The organism is Rubripirellula obstinata (assembly GCF_001642955.1).
GTDB lineage: Bacteria > Planctomycetota > Planctomycetia > Pirellulales > Pirellulaceae > Rubripirellula > Rubripirellula obstinata.
In genome coordinates, this window is sequence record NZ_LWSK01000094.1 from 1 (window position 1) to 22,160 (window position 22,160).

A 22,160-nucleotide genomic window follows, 5' to 3' on the forward strand; every position below is an offset into this window, starting at 1 on the left:
GCGCGATCGAGCGAAATTCGTTGATCCCGCCGGGGCAAGCCCGCAGCGGAGATCGTGGCTGAAGAAGATTGGAACTGGCGTTGAAACATTGGTAGCCGCCAGTTGTGATTCCGCCGGGACAAGCCCGCAACGGAAATCGATCGAGTTGCCTCCTACGATTCGAATGGCCGCATTGGATTGAAAGCGGAACAAATTCTTAATTGCAAAATACTATGTCAATACCAAAGATTTAGCGGCCCAGGCGATGCCCCACGCGGTTAAACAGTCCAAAACTCTTCACGGCGTTGCCCGGCACCCCCAAGCGAATCATTGCGAGTGCAGATTTGCGGAGCTATCTTTAGACTCAGGCATCGCCATATTCCTTTCGCTCACTTTGCAACCTTCCATTTTACGTGAATCGCTTGCAACGATCTGTTCTTCCCGCATCGTTGATTCTGTTTCTGTTCGCAATGGAAACCGGTCAACAAGCGGTGAATGCTGCGCCGCCGATTCGGCAAGAATCAAACGGAGTTTCCGACGGCATCACCGACGAGACCATTCGCCGACGCGGTGCCGCGATCTACGCTCGACAGTGCTTGGCATGTCATGGCAACAACGGTGAAGGCAACGAGGACTTTTATCCTGATCCGTTAACGGGCGATGCGACGGTTAGCCAACTGGCGGCTTTGATCAGTGAAACGATGCCCGAAGAAGATCCGGATGCCTGCGTTGCAGAAGACGCAAAGGCCGTTGCGGCATACGTTCATCATGAGTTCTACAGCGAGGCTGCGCAGATTCGCCGTCGCCCGCCACGAATCTCACTCGCAAGATTGACGGCGAATCAATTGAGACAGAGTTTGGCTGATCTGTACATGCATTTTGGCGGCGATCCTTGGACGGAAGATGGGCGAGGCCTGACGGGAAGATATTTCGACGACAAAAACTGGAAAAAAGAAAAGCTAAAGATTCAAAGAGTTGATTCGACGATCGACTTTGACTTTGCGGACGACGGTCCCGGCGAAGGCATCAATGCATCGCAGTTCTATATCAATTGGAATGGGTCGCTGTTGGTGATGGAAACGGGACGCTACGAAATTGTCGTCAACAGTACGTGTGCGTTCACTTTGGATTTTGGAAACAACCAACGACGCCTGATCGACAATGCAGTCCAGTCGGCTGGCAAAGAGGAGTTTCGCGAGACGCTTCAGTTGACGGCCGGGCGTTGCTATCCAATTAAATTGCAACTGTTTCAGCGGAAGCGAAAAACAGATCAGCCCGAAGCGAGGATCTCGTTGCAGTGGACGACACCGGGCGGCGTCCAAGAAATCATTCCCGCTTCCCATTTGATCCCAAATGAAATGCCCGCCACCTTTGCACTGCAATCAAAGTTGCCGCCGGACGATCGGAGTTATGGGTACAAGCGTGGCACCGCGATCGACCGGTCTTGGGATCAGTCAACGACAGATGCGGCGATTGAATTTGCGGCCATTGCGACCGACGAACTTTATCCGATGTATTTACAACGCAATCGGAAAAAGAAAAACGACAACCGAGAACACTTGCGAACGTTCCTGGTCCGTTTGGTCAGCACCGCGTTTCGGCGTCCGCTGGACGATCAAATGCAAAAGCACTTCGTTGATCGGCACATCGAAAATAACGAAAACCACAATGACGCAATCAAGCTGGTCGTTCTTTCGACGATCAAATCACCGCGGTTTTTGTATCCGACGCTGGATCGAGATCGATCGAAGAGTCGGCAAGTGGGAACCAGGCTCGCACTGACGCTCTACGATTCGCTGCCATCGGATAAATGGATCGTCAAGGCGATGGAAGCCAACCGAATGGCCAAACCAAAGCAGATTACGCAAGCTGCTTGGCGGATGGTCGGTGACTATCGATGTCGAGCGAAAACAAAAGAACTGATTTATCACTGGTTAGACCTCGATCAAATCGATGAGATCACCAAAGACCAATCTCTGTACCCAGGATTTGACGCAGCCCTGGTTGCGGACTTACGTCAATCGCTCAGCGCGTTTATTGACGAAGTGATCTACAGCGAATCGAGCGATTTCAGGCAACTGTTGCAGGCGGATTGGATGTTTACCACGCCACGCATTGAATCGTTTTACGGAAACGCTTGGCAGCCAGTTGATGGAGATGATTCAGGTCTCCAGCGCTGCGTCAGTGATCCTATCGAACATGTTGGTGTGCTGACGCATCCGTTTTTGTTAAGCAAACTGGCGTATCATCGGACGTCGTCTCCGATTCATCGAGGCGTTTTCCTGACGCGTCATGTGCTTGGCCGAGTCCTTCGTCCGCCCAATGCAGCGTTTTCTCCCCTGAATCCGGATTTGCATCCAGGCTTGACCACTCGCCAACGTGTTCAGTTGCAAACGGACGAACGAAGTTGCCAGGTTTGTCATTCCAAAATCAATCCATTGGGATTCGCATTTGAGCAGTTTGATGCGAGCGGTCGGTTTCGATTGGAAGAGAAAGACCAAGCCGTCGATGCCCGCGGCAGCTACGTGACTCGCGATGACGAAACGATTCGTTTTGACGGAGTGCGAGAATTGGGTGACTACTTGGCGGGCAGCCAGGATTGTCATCACGCGTTTGTCGAAGCGGCTTTTGAGCATTTTGTAAAACAACCGATTGCTGCCTACGGACCAAATTTATCGAGCGAGCTGACACAGCGTTTCGTGTCTGCGGAGTTTAACGTTCAGCAATTGATCGTCTGGATTGCTGAAATCGCATCGAATCCATTGCCTAATCCATTGCCTAATCAAAGCGAGCAGTTTCAATGAGAAGCCCCATGAAATCTCGACGCGACTTCATCGTCAACATGGGCGTTAGTTCTGCTGCTGCGAATTTTGCATTCGCGTTGCCCAGTCTTGGGTGGGCGGCTGATTCGGGCGTGCAAGCGTCTGGAAAGCAGCGTGTTGTGTTTGTCTTCACGCCCAACGGCATCATCCCCGAACATTTCTGGCCCGATCAAGCCGGGGATTTTGGGATCGGAAAGGACTCAACGAAGCTGAAACGGATCCTGGAACCGCTAGAACCGTTCAAGGATCAATTGCTGACGTTGCGTGGCATCGACAACAAAATCAAGGGTGACGGTGATGGGCATATGCGAGGTATTGGTTGTTTGTTGACTGGTGTGGAGTTGTTTCCCGGCGACGTGCAAGGCGGCAGCGATACGCCGGCGGGTTGGTCGATGGGGATTTCAATCGACCAACACTTAAAAAACAAACTGCAGTCCAACGCATCGACTCAGACGCGGTTTGGATCGCTAGAGTTCGGCGTCATGGTTCCGCAGCGTGCGGACACTTGGACGCGCTGGTCTTACGCGGGGCCGAACAAGCCAGTCGCGCCGATCAGTGATCCGTATCAGATGTTTGAAAAGCTGTACGGGCAGACTCAGAATCGGGCGATGATGGCCAGCGTGTTGGATGATCTGACGGATGACTTTCGCAAACTGCATGCGATGGCTAGTGCTGAAGATCGTCAAATGCTGGACCAGCATCTGGGGATGGTGCGTTCGATTGAAAAAGAGCTTCAGAATGATCTAGAACATGCCAAGGCAAATGCGGACGTCGGTCATGCTGTGCCGGATCTGCCACCGAATGTGGCCGAGGAAAACGACAACATGCCCAAGATCAGCCGAATGCAAACCGAGTTGTTGGTGAACAGTTTGGCAGCCGACTTCACTCGCGTCGCAACGGTTCAGGTTTCCAACAGCGTCGGGAATCCTCGCATGCGTTGGTTGGGGATCAATGAAGGCCACCACTCGATTTCGCATGAACCCGACAACAACAAAAAAGCCTACGAGGACTTAATCAAAATCAATCATTGGTATGCCGAACAGATCGCTCACCTGGCCAAGCGGCTTCGCGAAACGCCCGAGCCTGATGGTGATGGAAGCTTGCTAGATCACACGACGATTGTTTGGACCAATGAATTGGGCAAAGGAAATTCTCACACGCGGAACGACATTCCGTTTGTCATGGTCGGTGGCGGCTTGGGTTTCAAGACAGGCCGATCGATGCAGTTCAATCATCAACCGCACAATCGATTGCTGCTTAGCGTGACCGAAGCGATGGGTTATCCCGAAACGTCGTTCGGCAACGCAGATTACTGCGGCGATGGCGCGTTGACGGGATTGGTTTGAGAGAGAGACAAACCAAACGTAGGCCGGAACAAGCCGCTTCGGCGCAGTTCCGGCAATCCAACTCGTTTCAATGCAATTGCCGGAACTGCGCCGAAGCGGCTTGTTCCGGCCTACCTATGCTATTCCTGCAGCCTAGCGAATCAGGCTCATGTAGAAACTAAACACTCGCTCGTCATCGGTCTCGGCTTTTGCGACTGGGATGGCGAAGTCGAACGCCAACGGGGCTGGTCCCAGCATCGGAATGGCGACGCGGAGGCCAACACCGGGTGCGACACGGAAGTTGTCGCTGTCGATTTTGATTTCGTCTTCGACGGTACCAAAGTCAACAAACGCAACGCCGCGGAAGGCGTCGTCGGCGGTGATTGGGAACATGTATTCGACGCTGTTGAGCCATTGAAATCGACCACCCGTTTCGACTCCGTTGATAGGATCAACCGGGCTGGCTCCGCGGAAATCGAAACCACGAAGTGTGGCGTAACCGCCCGCAAAGAAGTTTTCGAAGATCGGTGTTTCTTCGCCGCTGAAACCGAGTTGCGTTGAATACGAAATCGTTTGCTTGCCCGACTTATCGGCTCGTTCGGTGACCAACCAGTATTGTCGGAATTCCGTCTCGAATCGTGCGTAATCAAAGTCACCAAATGCTTCCTCAAATGAGAATTCAAAGTAGTGACCTTCGCTGGCTTGAATCGGACTGTTTCGTGTGTCGTGGGTCAGCGAGATCTCGCCGCTGTAGACTTCGTTGTCGCCAATCACGTCGGTCAACGCGGCGGGGCCGCCTCGATTGGTTTCGATATTGACGTTCTGGCCACTGATGCCTGCACTGACCGAAAGGTCGGGTGTGATTCGATATCCAAACGCCAGCCGACCGCCCAATCGTTCTTCGTTCCAGTCATTGAAACGACGATCAAACAGGAATCCACTGACCGACATGCTGACCGGTTGGTATCCGAAAATGTTTGGGTTCACGAAGCTGGCGGTGTAACGCTTGAATTCAGTACCGGGTGCCATTTCGATTCGGAACGTTTGTCCTGCACCACGAAACGCCGTACCGCTGGCTAAGTCTTGGAATGATCGCGGCCAACGCATGATGTCAAAGTTGCGTTCGTCGATCGTGACTTGACCGGTAACACCGGCGTCACTGTTGACGGCACCACCAAGCATGATTCGGCCGGTTCGGGCTGGGTATCCATCGATGACCAAGTCGGCATCACGAACTTGCGGTCCCTGGTATGACGAATAGGTTTGCGGTTGTGCGTAAGGATCCGATTGGAAATTCTGGACCGGTGCTGGCGGCAGCGACTGCACTGGCGGGGACTGAAACGTTTGTTGAGGGGCCTGTTGGGGAAGCTGTTTAGGCGCCTGTTGGAATTGCTGAGGATTGGTTTGTTGAGGGCTAATCGAGTAACGCGAACCGCTTTGTCCGTGCGCGACGACGGTCCCGAACAGCACTGATGTGATCGCAATCAGCCCCGTCGCAAAGAAACGCTTTGGAATTGGTTTTTGCGACAGGTTCATTCGGAGGACAATGCAAAGCAGGAGATAACAGGTTTCAAAAAGCCGACAGCCAGCGACGCTGGCACGTTGGAATCTAGTAATCATTGGAACCCCCGCTCGATCGCATCGCGGCGCGATTGTCTTCACGCGGAATGACCTTGATGTCTGGCGGGTCAGCGATTTGAGGATTAGTTTCCAGCAACGCGCTCCGTTCAAGTCGATTGCGATTCAATTCCAGCAGTCGGCGATTGATGAACGAGCCTTCGCGAAGGTCAACCAGATTCAGCATCGTTGTTTCCCGCATCAAATCGGGCTCGCCATCGATGTTGACGCGAATCTCGCCGACTCGCCAACGGTCGCCTTCGGAAATTTTGTAGACCAAGTCGACGATGTTTTCTTCGTCACGCATGACCGTTTGTGGTTCGACTTCGGCGTAGATGAAACCAAGTTCGCCGTAGCCGTAGGTCAATTCGCCGACGTCGCGACGCAGAAGGGTTCCGTCATACATGTCGCCGGATTTTAGTTCCAAGCGATTTCGCAGCGATTCTTCTTGGATGAATTCGTTGCCAAGAATCTGAATCTCGTTGACTCGAAAGCGAGGCCCTTCGTTGACGACAAATGTAACGCTTAACCACTTTCCGCTTCGGTCGTATTCCAACCGGCGGCCGACGGTTGCGGTCAGAAAACCAAGGTTGTGATAGTAAGCGGCCAGCACATCGACATCTTTGTCGATCTTGCTGAGGTCAGCTTTGTTGTTTGCATACGGAAAAAAACCGCCGAAGGGTCCGCGGCTGGTAATGATTTTTTTCAGACGAGATTCACTGACAATCGAACTGCCAAGAATCCGCATTTTGCTGATCCGTTCTTTTGGCCCTTCGTTGATTCGGAAGATCACTTCACCGGGCGAGTTATCGGTTCCGATGGTGCTATCGACGGTGGCTTGGTTAAAGCCTTCTTCTTTGTAGTAATCGACCAAACGTCTGCGTGCGGATTCCACTGAAAAAACGCTCAGCGGATCATTCGCGGTGATCCCGGCACGTCCACCGAGTTCGCGTTCGTTGATGCCTTGGTTGCCGTGATAGATCACCTGAGTAATCACGGGGCTTTCGGTAACCAGGAAGGTTACCTTCATTCCGCCTTGGACTTTTTCTGTCTCGAAAGTGACATGATCGAACATGCCCATATCGGTTAGGCGGTGAATGTCGCTTAGCACGGTGTCGTGATCGTAGAAACGATCGGGACGAGTCCGCAATTCTTGTTCGATTCGGTGGTCGCTGACGCGTCGGTTGCCGCGGATTTCAACGGCGGCAACGAGGGCATCGCCTTTTTCGCGGTGGACGTCGATGCCGCCACGGTCGTGGATAAAGTCTCTGAATTTTGGTTTTTCAGCCGGGCCACCTGGGCCACCTCCGCCGCCTGGCGCACCGCCTCCGCCACCCATTCCGCCCATTTGAGCCTGCGCCGAATTACTGAATCCGATCGAGAATGCGACGACCAAAGCCAGCATGACTAGCGTGCTGAATCGGTTGCTTGGATCGAGGTTTCGTGGACCAAAGTTTCGCAGTAGGGGCATTCGCCAGACGGACCGAAAACGTGGGTAGGGATAATCACAGCAGTGATGTTGGGCCGTTGGATTCGATCGAATCGGGCCCCATCACACAGCCGTAACTACCAATGCCAAGCAAACCGCCACAAGTCAGATTCAATGCTGGCGCACGCGAAAAAGAAAAATGTGCTGATTATCAGTTTTCATAACGACGCAAACACGCCGTGAAACTGGATCTAGTGGCTTGTCTCAGCTAAGAATTAGGGTGTGCCGTAGTGGATCTTGTTAAAGATCCTCTCGCGATAGGATCTTTAACAAGATCCACTACCCTAAAATTAAGCTGCGATAGACCACTAGCCGGCTATTGAGATGCCAAGCGTCTCCACCGGCAGTTCTAGCCAGTCGGTAATCATGATGCGTTGGACCAGAGTTTCGTCCAAGTGCGATCGTACGACTTCCATCAACCGTTCGCGTATTTGTGCCTGAGCCGGATCGTCAAGCCATGTCGGATCGACTTGGCGAAGCAATTGCTCGGCGGCTTCGTGGATTTCCATCTGCATCACGGTCAAGCGTTCGCGACCGCGGTGAATTTTTGATGGGTCCAGCACCGCGTGCAACCGAAAGTGGTAGACCGTGTTGTTGTCGCCGGTTGTTTGGAACCGGAAGTTACCGATCTCGAACGCAGTCGTTTCGACGTTGCTAAGCTGGGCAACGCGACTGCGTACGTATCCAATCACGGCTGCGTGTACGGCAACCATCAACAGGATTAAACCAGCGGCCCAATATCGGCGAACGGCTTGCACGTGAGTGATCCTAGTGAACGTTGGGAAAGGGGTGAACGTCGTAAGTCTGCGGTCAACACTAATCCAATGCGGATCAGTACGATGGTGACGGTCGAAACGGTTATGACCTGCTCAGAAATCGGCGGGTGCTATTTCGATGACGACACGTAAAACGCTAGGTCACCACGAAGCGCCGTGCGAGAAAAAGGCTCATCTTTTTACGTATGCACTGATCTTTCCACTCAGAAACCTCGCTACCGATGAACCTTCCCCGACCTGAATCCTCCTCGACTGTTCCAAACCATCCTTCGCCGGTTCGGCGTCGCGTGGTCGTGCTGACCAGTCCAAAGGCAGGCAGCGGTGCTAATCGAACTCAGATTCCCCGGTTGATGGATCTGTTGGCGGCGACTCCGATCGAGGCAGCGTTAACTCACGACCCAAGTGATCTGGATCATTTGTCGGCTGAAGCTTTGGCATCGGGTGAAAGCATCGTTGTCGTCGCTGCGGGTGGCGATGGAACGGTGACATTGGCTGCATCGAAGTTGCTGGCTGCATCAAACAAGCTTTCTAGCGTTGACCAAGCTTTAATCCCGATCGTCCCCATGCCCTTGGGCACTGAAAATTTGCTCGCCCGGCATTTTGGACATCGCGTCGAAGCCGAACACGTGTTCAACACCATTGTCGCCGGCACGCAGCAGTCGATCGATCTGGGCAGCGTCCGGTCATCCGCGAATTCACGCGTGCGACCGATGCTGACGATGGCGACCTGCGGGTTTGATGCCGAGGTCGTTCGCAACTTGCACCTTCGTCGCAGCGGACACATTCGTCGCAGCAGCTACCTGGTTCCGATTACTCGGGTGCTTCGGCAGTATCGGTTTCCCGAACTGACGATTGAAGCCGTATCGGATCACGGGGAAGTCGAACGAGAGATTCGTTGCGGATGGGCGATGGTTTACAACTTGCCGTGTTATGGCGGCGGATTGACGATTGAACCGGACGCGATCGGCGATGACGGCTTGCTTGATGTGATCGCGTTCCAAGGTCGATCGATCGCCAGCGGGTTGCGGTATGTCGCGGGAATTAAAACCGGACGTCATTTGAAGTTTGCCGACACGATCCGATTCAGGGCACCGGCGGTTCGGATTCACGCCACTGATCGAGTGCATTTTCAGGTCGATGGAGACTACGCAGGACGGCTGCCGATCGAGATTGGCGTTCGCCCCAAGGCAGTCAAGCTGTTGTTACCGCCGGTAAACTAATCGGCTGACGTTTCTTGCGTCGCCAACCGCGTGGGGCGATGCCCAACGCCGTGAAGAGTTTTGGTCCCGGTAAACACGTGTTAGTTCGTTTAGCCGCGTGGGCATCGCCCTGCGCGTCGTGCGGCCTTACAGTGCGCGGGGTGAGTCCACGGCGGGGGGCCGCCATGCTACTTTTTGTTCCGCGTGGACGCGTTGGGCACGCGGTTAAACGATTTAGAACGCGGTGTTGATCGGCGGATCAGAAATCGCGAGTTGCGAAGTAGACGCATGAGATCATTAGCATGACGGTTGTGAACACGGTGCAACTGATCACGGGGCCGGCGACTTTGCGGCGAATGGTTTCACGTTCGCCATCGCCGCTGCTAAAACTAAACGCGGATTTTCCGCTGATCATGGTCGCGATGGTCTCGCCCAAATCGCCGGTTTGCGGGGTGAGCCATCGCAGCGGCGTGACGACAAGCTGATCGACCTGTCGCCATCCGGTAACGCTGGGGCGGATCGACAGAACTGTGTCACCGGTGCTGACGTCGATCGCGTCTAACTGATCGACGTTGTGCGCGAAAAACAATCGGTTGGCTGGCTGATCAAAAGATAGAGTTTCGATTTCGTTTGGTCCGATCCTTGCAAAGTCATTCAGGCGTTTCTTGCTGTCATCTTTCCAGTTGACTTGCCGGCAAGTTCCGTCGCTGAGCACTACCAAGAACGTGTCGTCCCCGTTGGCATTACTGAAACCGACCAATTGCGTCGCAAATGACCGAGTCGGCATTTCGAGTTCCGCTAGGTCTTGCAGGGATTCCAAATCAATGATTCGTAGCGGTTCGTCTGGGCGTGCCAGCATCAATTGATCGCCCGTGACGGCCAACAGCGTGTCCAAGGAGTTGTCGCCTGCAAGCGTGCGCTGTTTTGCGATCGTCCAGCGATCGGTCGGGGCTTTTTCGACTCGCATCAACCGTCCGCCGCTGATCGCAACGACGGTATTTGCATTGACGACCGCGACCGACCTAGGTTGAGTCAGTGGCATGCGCTCTGGTGTGATGTTTTCAAATCCCTTGGTCTTCCCACCAATCAAGCTGTTCAACTTCGAAAACCAAGACGGTGTGTTTTGGGAAGCGTCACTTTCAGGGGTTGGGGCATCTTCCTTTTGCTCGCCAGCGGCAAGCAGGATTTCGGAACGAGTCGTGGTGAGTAGGTCGCTGGTGTTGAGCGCAAAAATAGAATCATTGGCGGGGGCGATCTTCTTTGGAGCCAGCAATTGGGTTGTTCCGGTCGGCAGTCGAAGGCTTGGTTCGGGACTCCAGTCGTTTTTACGGCTCAGCAGGCTTAGTTCAGGAGCACCGCTGCCGAACGGGTTCATCCGTCCGCCACGCACTCGTGCGGTGATAATCTGGTCCGAGCTAATCGCCAGCGGAGCCAACACGCGATCCCGGTTTCCCGGTCCGCTCTCGTAAATTTCTGACCATTGATTTTGGGAGGCATCAAAGCGAACCATGCCTCCGCCTTTCGTGGTTGCAAAAATATCATCGCCTGCGACCGCTAGATGGCTCAGCCGATCGGGGCCAGTCACCAAGCCATCGGACAAGCCACCGATGAATCCCACCAGCATGCAAATTCCGCCGAAGATGACGGTGACGCCGATGGCTAGGATCGGTGATCGCCAGCGAAGCCCCGCTAAAACTGAAACGCTGTAGAAGACTGAAAACAGAAAAACGGAAACAGGTATGCACCAAAGCAGTCGTAGGTTCCAGATGTCCAGCCTGAGTCCGGCAATGAGGTACAAGCCGATGACCAACTGTGTGACGCACAACAGGACAAAGGCGCAACCACCGACGAACTTGGACAGCAGCAAGAGAGTTCGCGACACTGGTTTGCTTAGCAGCAAGTGCAGTGATCCAGGTTGTAGCATGTCGGGGATGATCGAAGCGGTTACCAAAATGCCCAAGAAGATCAGGATGAAACCCAGCAACCAATTGATGATCAGCGGCAGCACAAATTGATTGACCAGCATTTTGAACTGCGGCTTGTCCACGGTCACTTCGGTGGGAAAGTCTAATCCCGCATAGGTCAACAAGATCGATCGTGATGCGCGAGCTTCAAAGACGCCCGGCAACGCTGCTTCGATCCTCAACCGAGCTCGCCGCTTGCGAAGCGAATCTGAAAGCTGTTCGACATCTTGTTCATCCAGTTCACGCAATTCTCGCAAGCGGGTTGTCGATTGCCAACTCTGTGCGTTGTACCACGATTCGTCTTCGATCAATCCATTCAACGCATCGGTCAAAACGGAGTAACGGATTCGAACTTCATCTCCCTTGCCGACCAGACGTAGTTGTCGCTGTAAGTCTTCCGGCACTGCGCTGGCAATTAGGCCGAGTGGTTCTTCGCGAACGTCGGGATCGACAAGACCACTGGCCAGCATGCCTTTCAGGCGAGTTCCATTGTGGAAATCCTGGTTCCTAAATTCGGTGGTGTAATCTTCGCGATATCCGAACGGGGAAAGCAGAATCAGGAACAACCAGATTGCGACCATCGCAATCCATAACACTCGCGACGAAAGTGCCGAGCGAAATGAATCAGCGATAATGGCTTGGTAGGGCCGCAGCGACATGCGTGGTTAACCTTGCTGTGAAGAAATCAATCGCATGAACGTATCTTCCAGCGTTGGCACTCGAGTATCCAAACGCACGATCGAAATACTGTGGCTTCGAAGATCGTCAACGACGCGGTCCAAGTCCGATTGCGAAACCGCTTGGTCGTCCGAAGGCGTCACGACGACTCGATGGGTTGCGATGGGCGACGTCAGCGGTTGGATCACCGCGTGGCTATTTTCAAATCGGTCAAAACACTTTCGTATCGTTTCGTCGGCTTGATTGCTTGAATCCTGATGAGACGGATGAAGCAGGTCAAAGGTGACAGCGGCGTTTTCGTGTTTGCCGTCGATCATTGAACCGATCGCTGAGCCGATGATTGCGTCGCTTTGACCGTTATCGTCGATCGAAATCCCGGATCCAATGGCACCGCTGGCCAAAACCATTCCTTTGTCCATGATCGCGACCCGCGTGCAGACCATTTCAACTTCTTGCAGGATATGGCTGTTTAGGAAAATCGTTTTCCCCAAGCCACGCAGTCGCTCGATCACTTTGCGAACTTCATTTCGACCCACCGGATCCAAACCGTCGGTTGGCTCATCAAGAAACAGCAAATCGGGATCGTGCATCAACGCTTGCGCCAGGCCAAGACGCTGGTACATGCCTTTGCTGAATTGGCGGACTGATTCGCGATCACGACCTTGCAAGCCGACCAGTTCCAATAATTCGTCGCTGCGGCGATTGATCGACGCTTGGTCCATGTGGCTTAGCCGACCATAGAACTTTAGCGCCGAACGAGCCGTGTGATGACGATCCACTCGCAGCGTTTCCGGCAGGTAGCCGACTCGCATGCGTGCCGCACTGGATCCGGCGGGTTGTCCGAATAGGAAAGCGGTCCCCGAACTTGGTTTGACGACGCCCAACAGAGTTTTGATCAGCGTTGTTTTGCCAGCACCATTGGGGCCTAGCAATCCAAAGACGTCACCTGATTTCGCACTCAATGAAACGCCGCGTAATGCTTCCACACGACCGCGCCGGCGAAACAGCGAACCTTGTCCGTACGCTTTCCGAAGATCGCAAACTTCGACGACTGGTGACAGATTCACGCAGTCAACGTTCGCACAAGCAAGTAGGTCAACCAGATCAATGTCACCATGATCAAACCTGCCAGTAACCAGCGGTGCGCCGGGTGACGCCAAGTCGGCTTATGCATCTCGCGTTCGTACAGATTCCGAAACCGTTCGCGTTGATGGTCGGAATCGAAAACACCATCCTCGACCAATTCCTGCAACCCAAATTGCATCGAGTACTCGACCACGCCGAAGACGCGATGTCGGTAATCGTGTTCATCGACTCCGGTACCTTCGAAGTACCACAGTTGGCTTCCGAAGTTTTCGTCGGACTCAAGTTGATCATCGATGCAACGAACTTGAATCACATCACTACGGTCGGGACAAAAGCGTGCCCGCAGCAGCGCCCGACTACAATCCAGACGAACCTGTCGGATCGTTCGTTCGCAAAATCGCCGTGTGCGTGTGTCTGCACTCATCAATCAGATCTCTTTACAGCCGCCTTAGGGTGAATCCATCGCCTGTCATACTTGATTATTGCGAAAAAGCCTGCCAACGTCATCAGCACTTCGCTGTAAATTGTGACGACCTGGGCAAATTTTTCAAAACTCGGTGATCTGCTCGGTTTCCAAACTCTGTTCGTTACCCGAATGGTTCATCATGATTGCTTGGAACTTCGATGGGAACTCGAATTTGTCTTGATCTTCCCTACAAAAGAAGGTCACATTTGTCCACCTCTCTGTCTCGTCCTTTCCCTACGCCAACGGCCCGAAAACCATGTTAGAGCGGCGATCCTTGAAGGCTCCGATTGCCCTGGGCGTCGTGATGATCGTGTTGGTCGTCATTTTGGCCATTGTTTGGATCACAGGCAATGTTCTTGGGCTAACCGGAGCACTGAAGTCTCAGACATATTTTTTCGCATTTTTGGCAACGGGAACGGTCCTATTGGCGGGAGTCCTAGCCGGAGTGATCGCTTACCTGACCCTGACCGTCAAAGCGTTCAACTTGAATCGCCGTCAGTCCAATTTTATTGATGCAGTCACCCATGAATTAAAAAGTCCGATCGCATCGCTGAAGCTGTATCTGCAAACGATGAATCGGCGCAACGTTGACGAGCAGCAAACCAAGGATTTTCATCAATTTATGTTGGAGGACGTTGAAAGGTTGGACTCGCTGATCAACCACTTGTTGGATGCCGCTCGGATCGAACGTGGGATTGAACCGAGTGACGCACAGACGCTTAGTTTGGATGATTTGTTGGTTCAATGCGGTGCGGCGGCGTGCTTGCGATACCGTTTGCCCGAATCGACCGTGGAAGTGGATTCACCCAAGATTATTGTCCGCAGTCAATTGGTTCAGTTGGAGATTCTGTTTCGAAATCTGATCGACAACGCGGTCAAGTACGGTGGTTCGCCGCCCAACGTTAAAGTGTTTGCCTATCCAGAAATGGACGATCGTGTCAAAGTGTTGATCATCGACAACGGAGCCGGGATTCCTGCTAACCAACGACGCAAAGTGTTCGGTCGTTTTGTGCGACTGGGCAGCGAGCTGGAACGCAGCACACCCGGCACAGGACTAGGATTGTACTTGGTCCGAACCGTTACCAAAGCACTCGGTGGCAGCGTGCGGGTTACCGATCGGGCCGAGGGAACTGGCACCCAGTTTGAAGTGACGTTACCGGGTGTGGTGGAAAAAAAGAACACAAGTCCTTCGGTTGCCTCTAAGCAGTAGAAACTTGGTAACCGATCACGGTTTACGGGAATACATCGCGGTTGTCTATTGTTTGCACCAGCAATCGATGGCGACTGACAATCGAATAAATGCAATGGATACAATTTATCACTGATTAATTGTCAATAGTCATTTGTCAATGGAAGGTGAGAGCCGTGAGCCAAGCCAACGAGCTAGAAGATCGACTAATTGATTTTGCAGTGCGAATCATCAAACTGGCAAATGCGCTTCCTAATTCGCCAGCAGCAAAGCATATCGCAAGGCAGTTGTTGCGAAGCGGAACATCCCCGGCACCCAACTATGCTGAAGCGAGAGCTGCTGAAAGCAGTGCTGATTTTGTTCACAAGTTGAAAATAGCTTTAAAGGAGCTGAACGAAACAAGCGTCTGGCTGAAGATGGTTTGCCGAGCTGATTTGATGAAATGCAAATTGATGGAAGAGCTGATTGACGAAAACCAGCAGCTCTGTCGGATACTGAACTCATCGGCGAAGACAGCCAAGCAGAAACTAGAGCATCGAAAATAGACTCTTTTTTCAATGACAATTGACTATTGAAAAATATCTATTGAAAAATGAAGGCTCATCGTAAATCGAGACGGTGAACGATTACGAAACTTAAACTCATCAGGAAACATTTCTAGAAGTGTCAAACCAACGCTCACATATCTTGGTCGTCGAAGATGAAAAGCATCTTGGGGTCGGGATCAAATACAACTTGGAAGCTGAAAACTATCGCGTCACATTGGTCGAAGATGGGCCGACGGCGCTGCGGATGGTGGATGGGGCTGGCGAGGGTGTGGATCTGATCGTGCTTGATTTGATGTTGCCGGGAATGAGTGGTTACACGGTTTGCGAAACGCTGCGTGATGGTGGTATCGACATTCCCGTCTTAATGCTATCCGCACGAACGTTGGCGGAAGACCGAACCCGTGGTTTCGATGCGGGGGCAAATCAGTACATGAGCAAACCGTTTGAGTTGGACGAATTGCTGAGCCGTGTCAAGAATTTGTTGCAGGTCAGCGGTCGATCCAAAAGTGGAGGCATCAAGCAGCAACGTGCAGCGATCACGGACATTGATTTTGGTTTGGTCAGCGTGAACTTTCAAACGCACGAAGTCTCTGTTGATGGAACTTCGGTGCGGATGACGCCCAAGGAATTGAAGTTGTTGCAGTACTTCGTTGAAAACAATGGTCGCGTGATTAGCCGCGACGAACTGTTGCGTGAGGTTTGGGGCGTGTCGGGTAATTTGCAAACGCGGGCGGTCGATCAGTTCATCGCTCGGTTAAGAAAACACATTGAACCCGACAGTGCTTCCCCCATCCATTTGCTAACGATTCGTGATGCCGGGTATCGTTTTGTTTTGGAACCCGTTGTTTCAGAACCTAGTACGCCAGAACCCACAGAAGACTGACGCAAAGTATTTCGCGGTTTGCAGAAGATGGCGTTCTTTGCTGGATTTCAAGCCTTAGCTTTTTTACCTCGCATGCAGCGCACCATCGTTTTGCCCCTTCATCGTTTTGCCCAGTGTTTCAGAGAGCCCATTCCCTGCTACGGTGCCGCGATCGTTTCGGCCGGTGCTGGATCGTTTTTTTTCGGCTGCGATGGTTCTCGATTTTCGATTTGGTCGACTTTGCGAACAAAGTACCAAAGCACCAACATCACCACTAGAATCGACGCGAGTGCCGAAGCACCTTCGATCAACAGTGCCCATTGCATCAGTGTTACGGGAGCCATCACGGTTTCGAGTCGATACTGAACCAGCACCAGCAAGTCAGCCTTTTCCAACTTGGTCGATCCAGAACGCTGGGTCGCAGGTTCGGCCGGTTCCAGACGATTGTTGTCTGACTTGGGCAACATCACCGGCTGCATCGCTGCGATCCACGGTCCCTGATAATCCGCCCCATCGGGAACCTTTGCGATTGGATCCAGATAGTCAACGTCGCCGCCGCGGATCAAACGATCCATCAAACCGCTTTCGATTTGGTAACTCTGTTCCTTCACTTCGATGCCTTGTTTCCGCCGCGAATCGTATAGCGGGTGCTGCAGGATCATTCCGCGGGCTGCACCTTGCCGAGCATCCACCAGCACCGCCACTTGATTCGCACCCTGCTTGCTTTGCAGCAATTCAAAGTCACCCAAATTGAGCGTGACGACAAAGACAGCGTCCGGTTTTGCTCGATCCTCGCCCAGATAGATCGGTGTACTGACTGCTACTTTCCAATAGCGAGTCGCGGTACTCGAAAAAGCCGCGGACAATCGGGGCTGCCTGAGCGGTTCGATGTCGCCAATCGTGACGTTATCTTTGTCCAGGTCTTCACGGCCTCCGTGAAAGTACGTCCGGTAACAAAAGTTTTTGCCCGCACTGTTTTCCTCGAAGCTGACTGGATTTTCGTAAGCGATGCTGATGATGGTTCCCAAAGCATCCGTCACGAACATGGTGGCCAGACGCGGCAAACCATTTTCAGAATTGCTTTCGGTGTAAGGGGCCAGGCGAGCCTGTAAAATTTCAGTCAACTTCACGACGTCTTCTGCGGCTAAAAACTTTTTGCGAAGTTCGTCATTCTGATGAGTGTCGCCGGGCGTCTCGGCATCGCCAATTTCCGCTAGCAGTTCGGAAACCACTTCGTCGCTGAGCGTCTTGATCAGTTGCGATTTGAATCGATTCAGTGTGGATTCATCGTGGACTAAATCATAATAGTCCTTGATCTCGCTTTCCAAAGTCTGAGCCGCAAAGCTGGCCGCCAACTTGTTGCTGCCCCCGGCTTCGGTTCGCAGCGCTTCCTTCGTTCGCTCGGTTGCCTTTTGGATACTGCGATAACCAAAGAACGATGTCGCCAATAAAATCAGCAGCGGACCAACAAGGCCCAGCATTAATAGCGGCCATCGATTTCTGGATCGCTCTCGTTCGTCCAGGTCGTCAAGAATCTGCTGGACGTTGGTGTATCGATCAGCAGGATCGGCTGCCAAGCACGTGGAAATGATCCGGCCCAGACTTCGATCCATGCCGATCACCTTTAAGTGGTCATCGGCGGGCGGGCAGTTTTGAATCGATTCGCGATAACGCTGCAAACGTTTGGGCAACGATCCTTCGGTGTCAATGTTCTTGATCAACTTCCCTTCACGATGCGGCGGATCGCCGGTCAGCATTCGATAAAAGATCGCACCAGCAGCGTAGACATCCCAACTAGCGTTTGGGGCGGAATTCAAATCCGCCTGTTCGGGAGCCATGTAAAACAACGTGCCCAGTGCCGGTGTCTGTTCATGCGACAACCGGCTCTGACCAAAATCAGCCAGCCTCGGATTCCCGTCGTCACCGATCAACACGTTGGCAGGTTTCAAATCACAGTGCAAAACACCTTTGGCGTGGCAATGGTTCAGTCCGACGCAGATCTCCTGAAACATCTCCGTCGCTTCAGAAACCGGCAACCGTGGTCGCTTCTTTAAAAGATCTTCCAGCGATCCGCCGTTAATCAACTCCATCACGTAGTACGGCGGGTCGGCATCCCAGCCGACTTCTAAGACTTGGACGACTTGCCGGTCCGTGGACAACTGGACCAGATTCTTGACTTCGCGGCTTAGTAACGACCAATTGACGCCGCCGCGATGCAGGTAAAACTTGACTGCAACGTCGCGGCCCGTGTTCAGATCCAGTCCCACCCAGACTTGACCGAATGCGCCCGAGCCCAAGAAACGGCTCAATCGATAACCAGGCACTTCCGATGGAGGCGTCGTCGCTCGCATCGACAGCTTTTTGCTGGTCGATTGGCCGTCGGCAGTTTGAAATTCCGTAGGCTCGTCAGTCATCGGGGTTGTTCAACTTTATTGGCCATTTGAGTTATCCTTCTTCATTACTGCCGAATTCGACGCGTTGTCGTTTTCGCACATTCACCAAGCAAGCACCGACTTTATTGTGACACGACTTTCGACCTCTAACAGCTTCGTTCGATGCATTGCCCGAATTTACTCGGGTTTCGTTGCCCGCCTGTTCATGGGGCTCGTCATAGGATTCCTCCATTGCGGGTCAGCTACGCAACAAGCTTACAGCCAGCAAGTTCTCCCCAGTGATGACGCATCGCCGGCGAATGGTCTGCTGCTGAAGGATTACCGTCCTCAAAGCAAACTGGTCACGGAGATAACGGAAAAAGACCACGCCAAGTTTACTGTCGTGGACGTTCACACCCATTTTTACCTTAGGGTTCGTGGCAATGCTGAAATGCTAGACGATTTTGTTCAGGTCATGGACAAGAACAAAATTGCCGTCTGCGTTTCGCTGGACGGTCAGTTGGGCGGCCGTTTCGAGAGCCACACGAAGTTTCTGTGGGAAGAGTACAAGGATCGTTTCGCGGTTTTCATCAACGTGAACTGGATCGGCGACGGCAATCCCGATGACCCGGCAACCTGGGATTGCCATCGACCAGGTTTCGCCACTCGCACGGCCGATCAAATTGCTGAAGCGGCGAAACAGGGTGCTAGCGGGCTGAAAGTCTTCAAGCGTTTTGGGCTGGGCTATCGAAACCCGGATGGATCCTTAATCAAGATTGATGACGCCCGTTGGGATCCGATTTGGCAGGCATGCGGCAAGGCGGGCATCCCGGTGATCATTCATACCGCCGACCCGGCTGCGTTCTTCGATCCAATTGACAAGAAAAACGAACGCTACGAGGAACTGACGCGTCATCCCGATTGGAGTTTCCACGGAGATGATTTTCCGTCCAGAAAAGAATTGCTCGATGCACGCAACCGAGTCATCGCCCGTCATCCCCGCACCAATTTTATCGGTGCTCATATCGCCAACAACTCAGAAGACCTTGGCGTTGTCGGTGGCTGGTTGGATCGGTATCCGAATCTGTATATCGAACCAGCGTCGCGGATTTCGGAACTTGGTCGTCAACCCAGGGCGGCGCGTCAGTTTTTGATTCGATACGCTGATCGATTACTGTTCGGCACCGACGGTCCTTGGCCCGAGCAACGACTGCGGATCTACTGGCGATTCTTTGAAACGTCGGATGAGTCGTTTGACTACAGTGAAAAAGTTCCACCGCCACAGGGGTTCTGGAAAATCTACGGCATCGACTTACCAGACGACGTTTTGAAAAAGATGTATCACGAAAACGCCGCGAAGCTGATCCCCGGCGTCGCCGAGCGGGTGCAGAAGTTCCAATCACGTTAGCGAAATAGTCGCCTTTCGCTCAGCGAAAGTACGTCAGAGCACACTTTCGCGGAGCGAAAGGCGACTATAAAGCAATGCAGGCCGGAACTGCGCAAAGCTTGTTCCGGCCTACGAACACTCGACGTCCAACCCCAACCCACGAAAACATACTAAGTGACGATAACAACTCAGGCAGCTCAGCCCACTTTTGCAATGATGTGTTGCGCTTACGGTGCAGAGAAAATCGTCAAGGAGACGATGGCGACCGACGGTTGGCGGTTGGCGTTTTCTCGTCCCGGTTTCGTGACGGGAAAGCACGATGAAGGGGCACCGATCCCCAGCGGTATCTTCATTCGTACGGCCTCTCGCTCGATCGGCCAAACCAAGTCAGAAGATGGCGGTGCGCAAATCGAGGCACTCGTGAAGATGCTCGACGAGTCACCGCTTGCCGCACGTGGGTTTGATCAGTTGCATGTTTGGCCCAAGGATCGTGCGCCGATCGGTCGGTTCGGATTTGAACCGGGCGGTGACGAGGTCACGCGTTTGGTCGCCGACCAGATCTTTGCTTCGGTGGGTGAAAAGTCAATTCGTGCTAGCGAGGTCAATCAAATCGCTCGGCCTGATGAGAGCGTGTTGGACGTTGTCTTGGTGGAACCGTCGCATTGGTTTGTCGGATGCCACACCGCGACGACGTGGCCGACGCGTTGGCCGGGCGGCGTGCAACCAATGAATCCGCAACAGCAACCAATCTCGCGCGCCTACTACAAAGCAGCCGAAGCGATTGTCTGGAGCGGTTTTGATTTACAGCCAGGCGATTTAGCGGTCGAGATCGGCAGTGCGCCCGGCGGCGCATGCGGCCGGTTGTTGGAACTCGGCTTGCGAGTGATCGGAATCGACCCCGCCGAAATGGATCCACAAATATCCGAGCATCCCAACTACCAACACTTTCAAGCCCGCGCCGGCGACCTGCCTCGCAAAACCTTTCGCGGCGCAAAATGGATGTTGGTCGATTCCAACGTCAAGCCTGAGAAGACGCTCACCACGGTCGCCAACATCGTACAAAACGAACAAACCAAATTCGAAGGATTGATCATCACAATGAAGTTGGGCGACTACAACGAAGCGTCCCAAATCGAAAAATGGCGAACCACCGTCCTCGGCTGGGGAGCCACCGAGGTCAAGGTCCGCCAATTGGCTAGGAACAAGTGTGAAGTGTGTTTCGCGGTGCGGGTTTAGTTGCCGTCGAAGATCCGTCTTCGCCGGCGTCCGGCTAGTATTCCGCCAACAAGAACGAACGACGCGACGGAGGACGGTTCAGGTACTGCGACGATGTTTAGGGTGACACCACCAAAGTTGTCAGCATCATTTCCGTTGGTGTCAGCAATCGTACTTGTGTAGGTGCCTGGGGTGAGATTCGCAAAAGAAAGACCGACAATTGTCGCGGTTCCGCTACCGAGGAAGTCATCACCGTTGTTGATACTGGATGATCCGGATCGAAAATCAAAGTCAAACCTTGAGCCACCGACGATATCGAGAGCTACTTGGCTGTAAGTCGCCGGACCTAAGCTAATCGTATTGTTTGGTGTAAGCGAAAATATCGCGTCCACACTTGAATTCCACGGGGAACCAAAGTCTTGAAAGTCGATGACGCTACCTGGATTGTTGCCACCTGCGGTTACCGTTCCTGAACCACTGACCGAAATCACTACATCATTGGCTCCTGATTGTGTCAGGTTGATGACCAGAGCACCAAACGATGAACTGCTGAGACACAATAAGAATGAGCAGATAACTACAAATCGATAAACCATCTTGATTGCCTTATTTACGTTTTCATGGACGAAAAGCATCTGAGGTTGGGTTAGGACATGCCCGAACCACCTTTCAACGCCCCCCCAAGCTAACGGATTGCCAGGCCCTAGTGTGAGTTTTTTTGTCAAACACCGGATAGATTCATCGTTCTTCGAATCTGGGAAATCCTTGATTTCCGGCCACTTCTCGGTCAACGACATGACGTGGTCGGCTGGAAAGTTATGATTTGCTAAGCATTGGCCTGGTCCTGGGCCGATGGAAGGTTGGCAAAAAATGAAGAGTGAGGGCAGATAGACGCAGAACAGGTTTCTATTTTTTGCTCTCCATTTTTTGCCAAATCCGACTTCCTTTCTTGGTGATTAGGAACTGTCCTGAAACAAATTCCGTATTTGGCAAAATCTGTCGTAGCTGGGCCCGCCAGGGTTCAGTCGGGGACAGTTCAGCGCTAGCCGATGAAAATCATTGCAACGCAGCAAATTGGGCAAGCTGCACCATGGCAGACAACACAAACTGCAGCGCTGTGAAACATTGTGGCAACGGCACGTTTCCCTGATCGCCAGCATGTAGGCCGTAGCGAGCCATAGCGAGT

Annotated in this window: 18 protein-coding genes; 9 read left to right on the forward strand and 9 right to left on the reverse strand. The window is 52.9% G+C overall.

The genetic code is table 11. The features are described 5' to 3' along the window. The 3 genes from RC85_RS28545 to RC85_RS18875 form a co-directional block, all read left to right on the forward strand. Positions 1-181, forward strand: a 181-nt coding sequence (locus tag RC85_RS28545; RefSeq protein ID WP_238383164.1) for a hypothetical protein, incomplete at its 5' end; no start/stop codon positions are given. A gap of 220 nt (positions 182-401) precedes the next feature. Next, positions 402-2,783 (forward strand): DUF1588 domain-containing protein, encoded by a 2,382-nt coding sequence (locus tag RC85_RS18870; protein WP_235033190.1) that lies wholly within the window; start codon positions 402-404, stop codon positions 2,781-2,783. Positions 2,784-2,791: 8 nt separating this feature from the next. Beyond that, on the forward strand, positions 2,792-4,147 hold the full coding sequence (locus RC85_RS18875; RefSeq protein ID WP_235033191.1) for a DUF1552 domain-containing protein: 1,356 nt from the start codon (positions 2,792-2,794) through the stop codon (positions 4,145-4,147). Positions 4,148-4,279: 132 nt separating this feature from the next. On the opposite strand, the gene RC85_RS18880 is transcribed toward RC85_RS18875, so the two are convergent. From RC85_RS18880 to RC85_RS18890, 3 genes are all read right to left on the reverse strand, one after another. Continuing rightward, on the reverse strand, positions 4,280-5,746 hold the full coding sequence (locus RC85_RS18880) for a BamA/OMP85 family outer membrane protein (RefSeq protein WP_084422834.1): 1,467 nt from the start codon (positions 5,744-5,746) through the stop codon (positions 4,280-4,282). Further along, positions 5,736-7,214, reverse strand: coding sequence for a BamA/OMP85 family outer membrane protein (locus RC85_RS18885; protein ID WP_235033192.1), 1,479 nt, complete (start codon positions 7,212-7,214; stop codon positions 5,736-5,738). Before RC85_RS18885 ends, RC85_RS18880 begins: the two co-directional genes overlap by 11 nt. 326 nt (positions 7,215-7,540) lie before the next feature. Then, complete coding sequence (locus tag RC85_RS18890) at positions 7,541-7,990, reverse strand: hypothetical protein (protein ID WP_235033193.1); 450 nt, start codon at positions 7,988-7,990, stop codon at positions 7,541-7,543. Between the two features lie 239 nt (positions 7,991-8,229). Between RC85_RS18890 and RC85_RS18895 the strand changes: the two genes are divergently transcribed. Beyond that, entirely contained in the window at positions 8,230-9,228 is a 999-nt protein-coding gene (locus RC85_RS18895) for a diacylglycerol/lipid kinase family protein (protein WP_068265660.1), read from the forward strand. Between the two features lie 238 nt (positions 9,229-9,466). On the opposite strand, the gene RC85_RS18900 is transcribed toward RC85_RS18895, so the two are convergent. The 4 genes from RC85_RS18900 to RC85_RS28885 form a co-directional block, all read right to left on the reverse strand. Next, positions 9,467-11,830: an ABC transporter permease gene (locus RC85_RS18900; RefSeq protein WP_068265662.1), complete on the reverse strand. Its 2,364-nt coding sequence runs from the start codon at positions 11,828-11,830 to the stop codon at positions 9,467-9,469. A 6-nt stretch (positions 11,831-11,836) separates the two neighbouring features. Next, complete coding sequence (locus tag RC85_RS18905; protein WP_068265664.1) at positions 11,837-12,916, reverse strand: ABC transporter ATP-binding protein; 1,080 nt, start codon at positions 12,914-12,916, stop codon at positions 11,837-11,839. After that, on the reverse strand, positions 12,913-13,359 hold the full coding sequence (locus tag RC85_RS18910; protein WP_235033287.1) for a hypothetical protein: 447 nt from the start codon (positions 13,357-13,359) through the stop codon (positions 12,913-12,915). The genes RC85_RS18905 and RC85_RS18910 overlap by 4 nt, the downstream gene beginning before the upstream one ends. A 123-nt stretch (positions 13,360-13,482) precedes the next feature. After that, positions 13,483-13,605, reverse strand: a complete 123-nt coding sequence (locus tag RC85_RS28885; protein WP_261340480.1) for a hypothetical protein — start codon at positions 13,603-13,605, stop codon at positions 13,483-13,485. Positions 13,606-13,657: 52 nt separating this feature from the next. Between RC85_RS28885 and RC85_RS18915 the strand changes: the two genes are divergently transcribed. The 3 genes from RC85_RS18915 (at position 13,658) to RC85_RS18925 (ending at position 16,021) form a co-directional block, all read left to right on the forward strand. Further along, on the forward strand, positions 13,658-14,611 hold the full coding sequence (locus RC85_RS18915) for a sensor histidine kinase (RefSeq protein WP_068265668.1): 954 nt from the start codon (positions 13,658-13,660) through the stop codon (positions 14,609-14,611). Between the two features lie 155 nt (positions 14,612-14,766). Continuing rightward, complete coding sequence (locus tag RC85_RS18920) at positions 14,767-15,135, forward strand: four helix bundle protein (RefSeq protein ID WP_068265670.1); 369 nt, start codon at positions 14,767-14,769, stop codon at positions 15,133-15,135. Between the two features lie 118 nt (positions 15,136-15,253). Continuing rightward, the gene (locus tag RC85_RS18925; protein ID WP_068265672.1) at positions 15,254-16,021 is read left to right on the forward strand and encodes a response regulator transcription factor; all 768 of its coding nucleotides are present in this window, start codon (positions 15,254-15,256) and stop codon (positions 16,019-16,021) included. A gap of 137 nt (positions 16,022-16,158) precedes the next feature. Here RC85_RS18925 and RC85_RS18930 read toward each other — a convergent pair whose 3' ends face one another. Continuing rightward, positions 16,159-18,414, reverse strand: a complete 2,256-nt coding sequence (locus tag RC85_RS18930; protein WP_068265674.1) for a serine/threonine-protein kinase — start codon at positions 18,412-18,414, stop codon at positions 16,159-16,161. Between the two features lie 184 nt (positions 18,415-18,598). On the opposite strand from RC85_RS18930, the gene RC85_RS18935 reads away from it, so the two are divergent. Both RC85_RS18935 and RC85_RS18940 read left to right on the forward strand, forming a co-directional pair. Then, positions 18,599-19,780, forward strand: coding sequence for an amidohydrolase family protein (locus RC85_RS18935; protein ID WP_149753115.1), 1,182 nt, complete (start codon positions 18,599-18,601; stop codon positions 19,778-19,780). 153 nt (positions 19,781-19,933) lie between these two features. Beyond that, positions 19,934-20,995: a class I SAM-dependent methyltransferase gene (locus RC85_RS18940; protein ID WP_238383167.1), complete on the forward strand. Its 1,062-nt coding sequence runs from the start codon at positions 19,934-19,936 to the stop codon at positions 20,993-20,995. Here RC85_RS18940 and RC85_RS18945 read toward each other — a convergent pair. Beyond that, positions 20,992-21,771, reverse strand: coding sequence for a PEP-CTERM sorting domain-containing protein (locus RC85_RS18945; RefSeq protein ID WP_068265677.1), 780 nt, complete (start codon positions 21,769-21,771; stop codon positions 20,992-20,994). The genes RC85_RS18940 and RC85_RS18945 overlap by 4 nt on opposite strands. Positions 21,772-22,160: the final 389 nt, after the last annotated feature.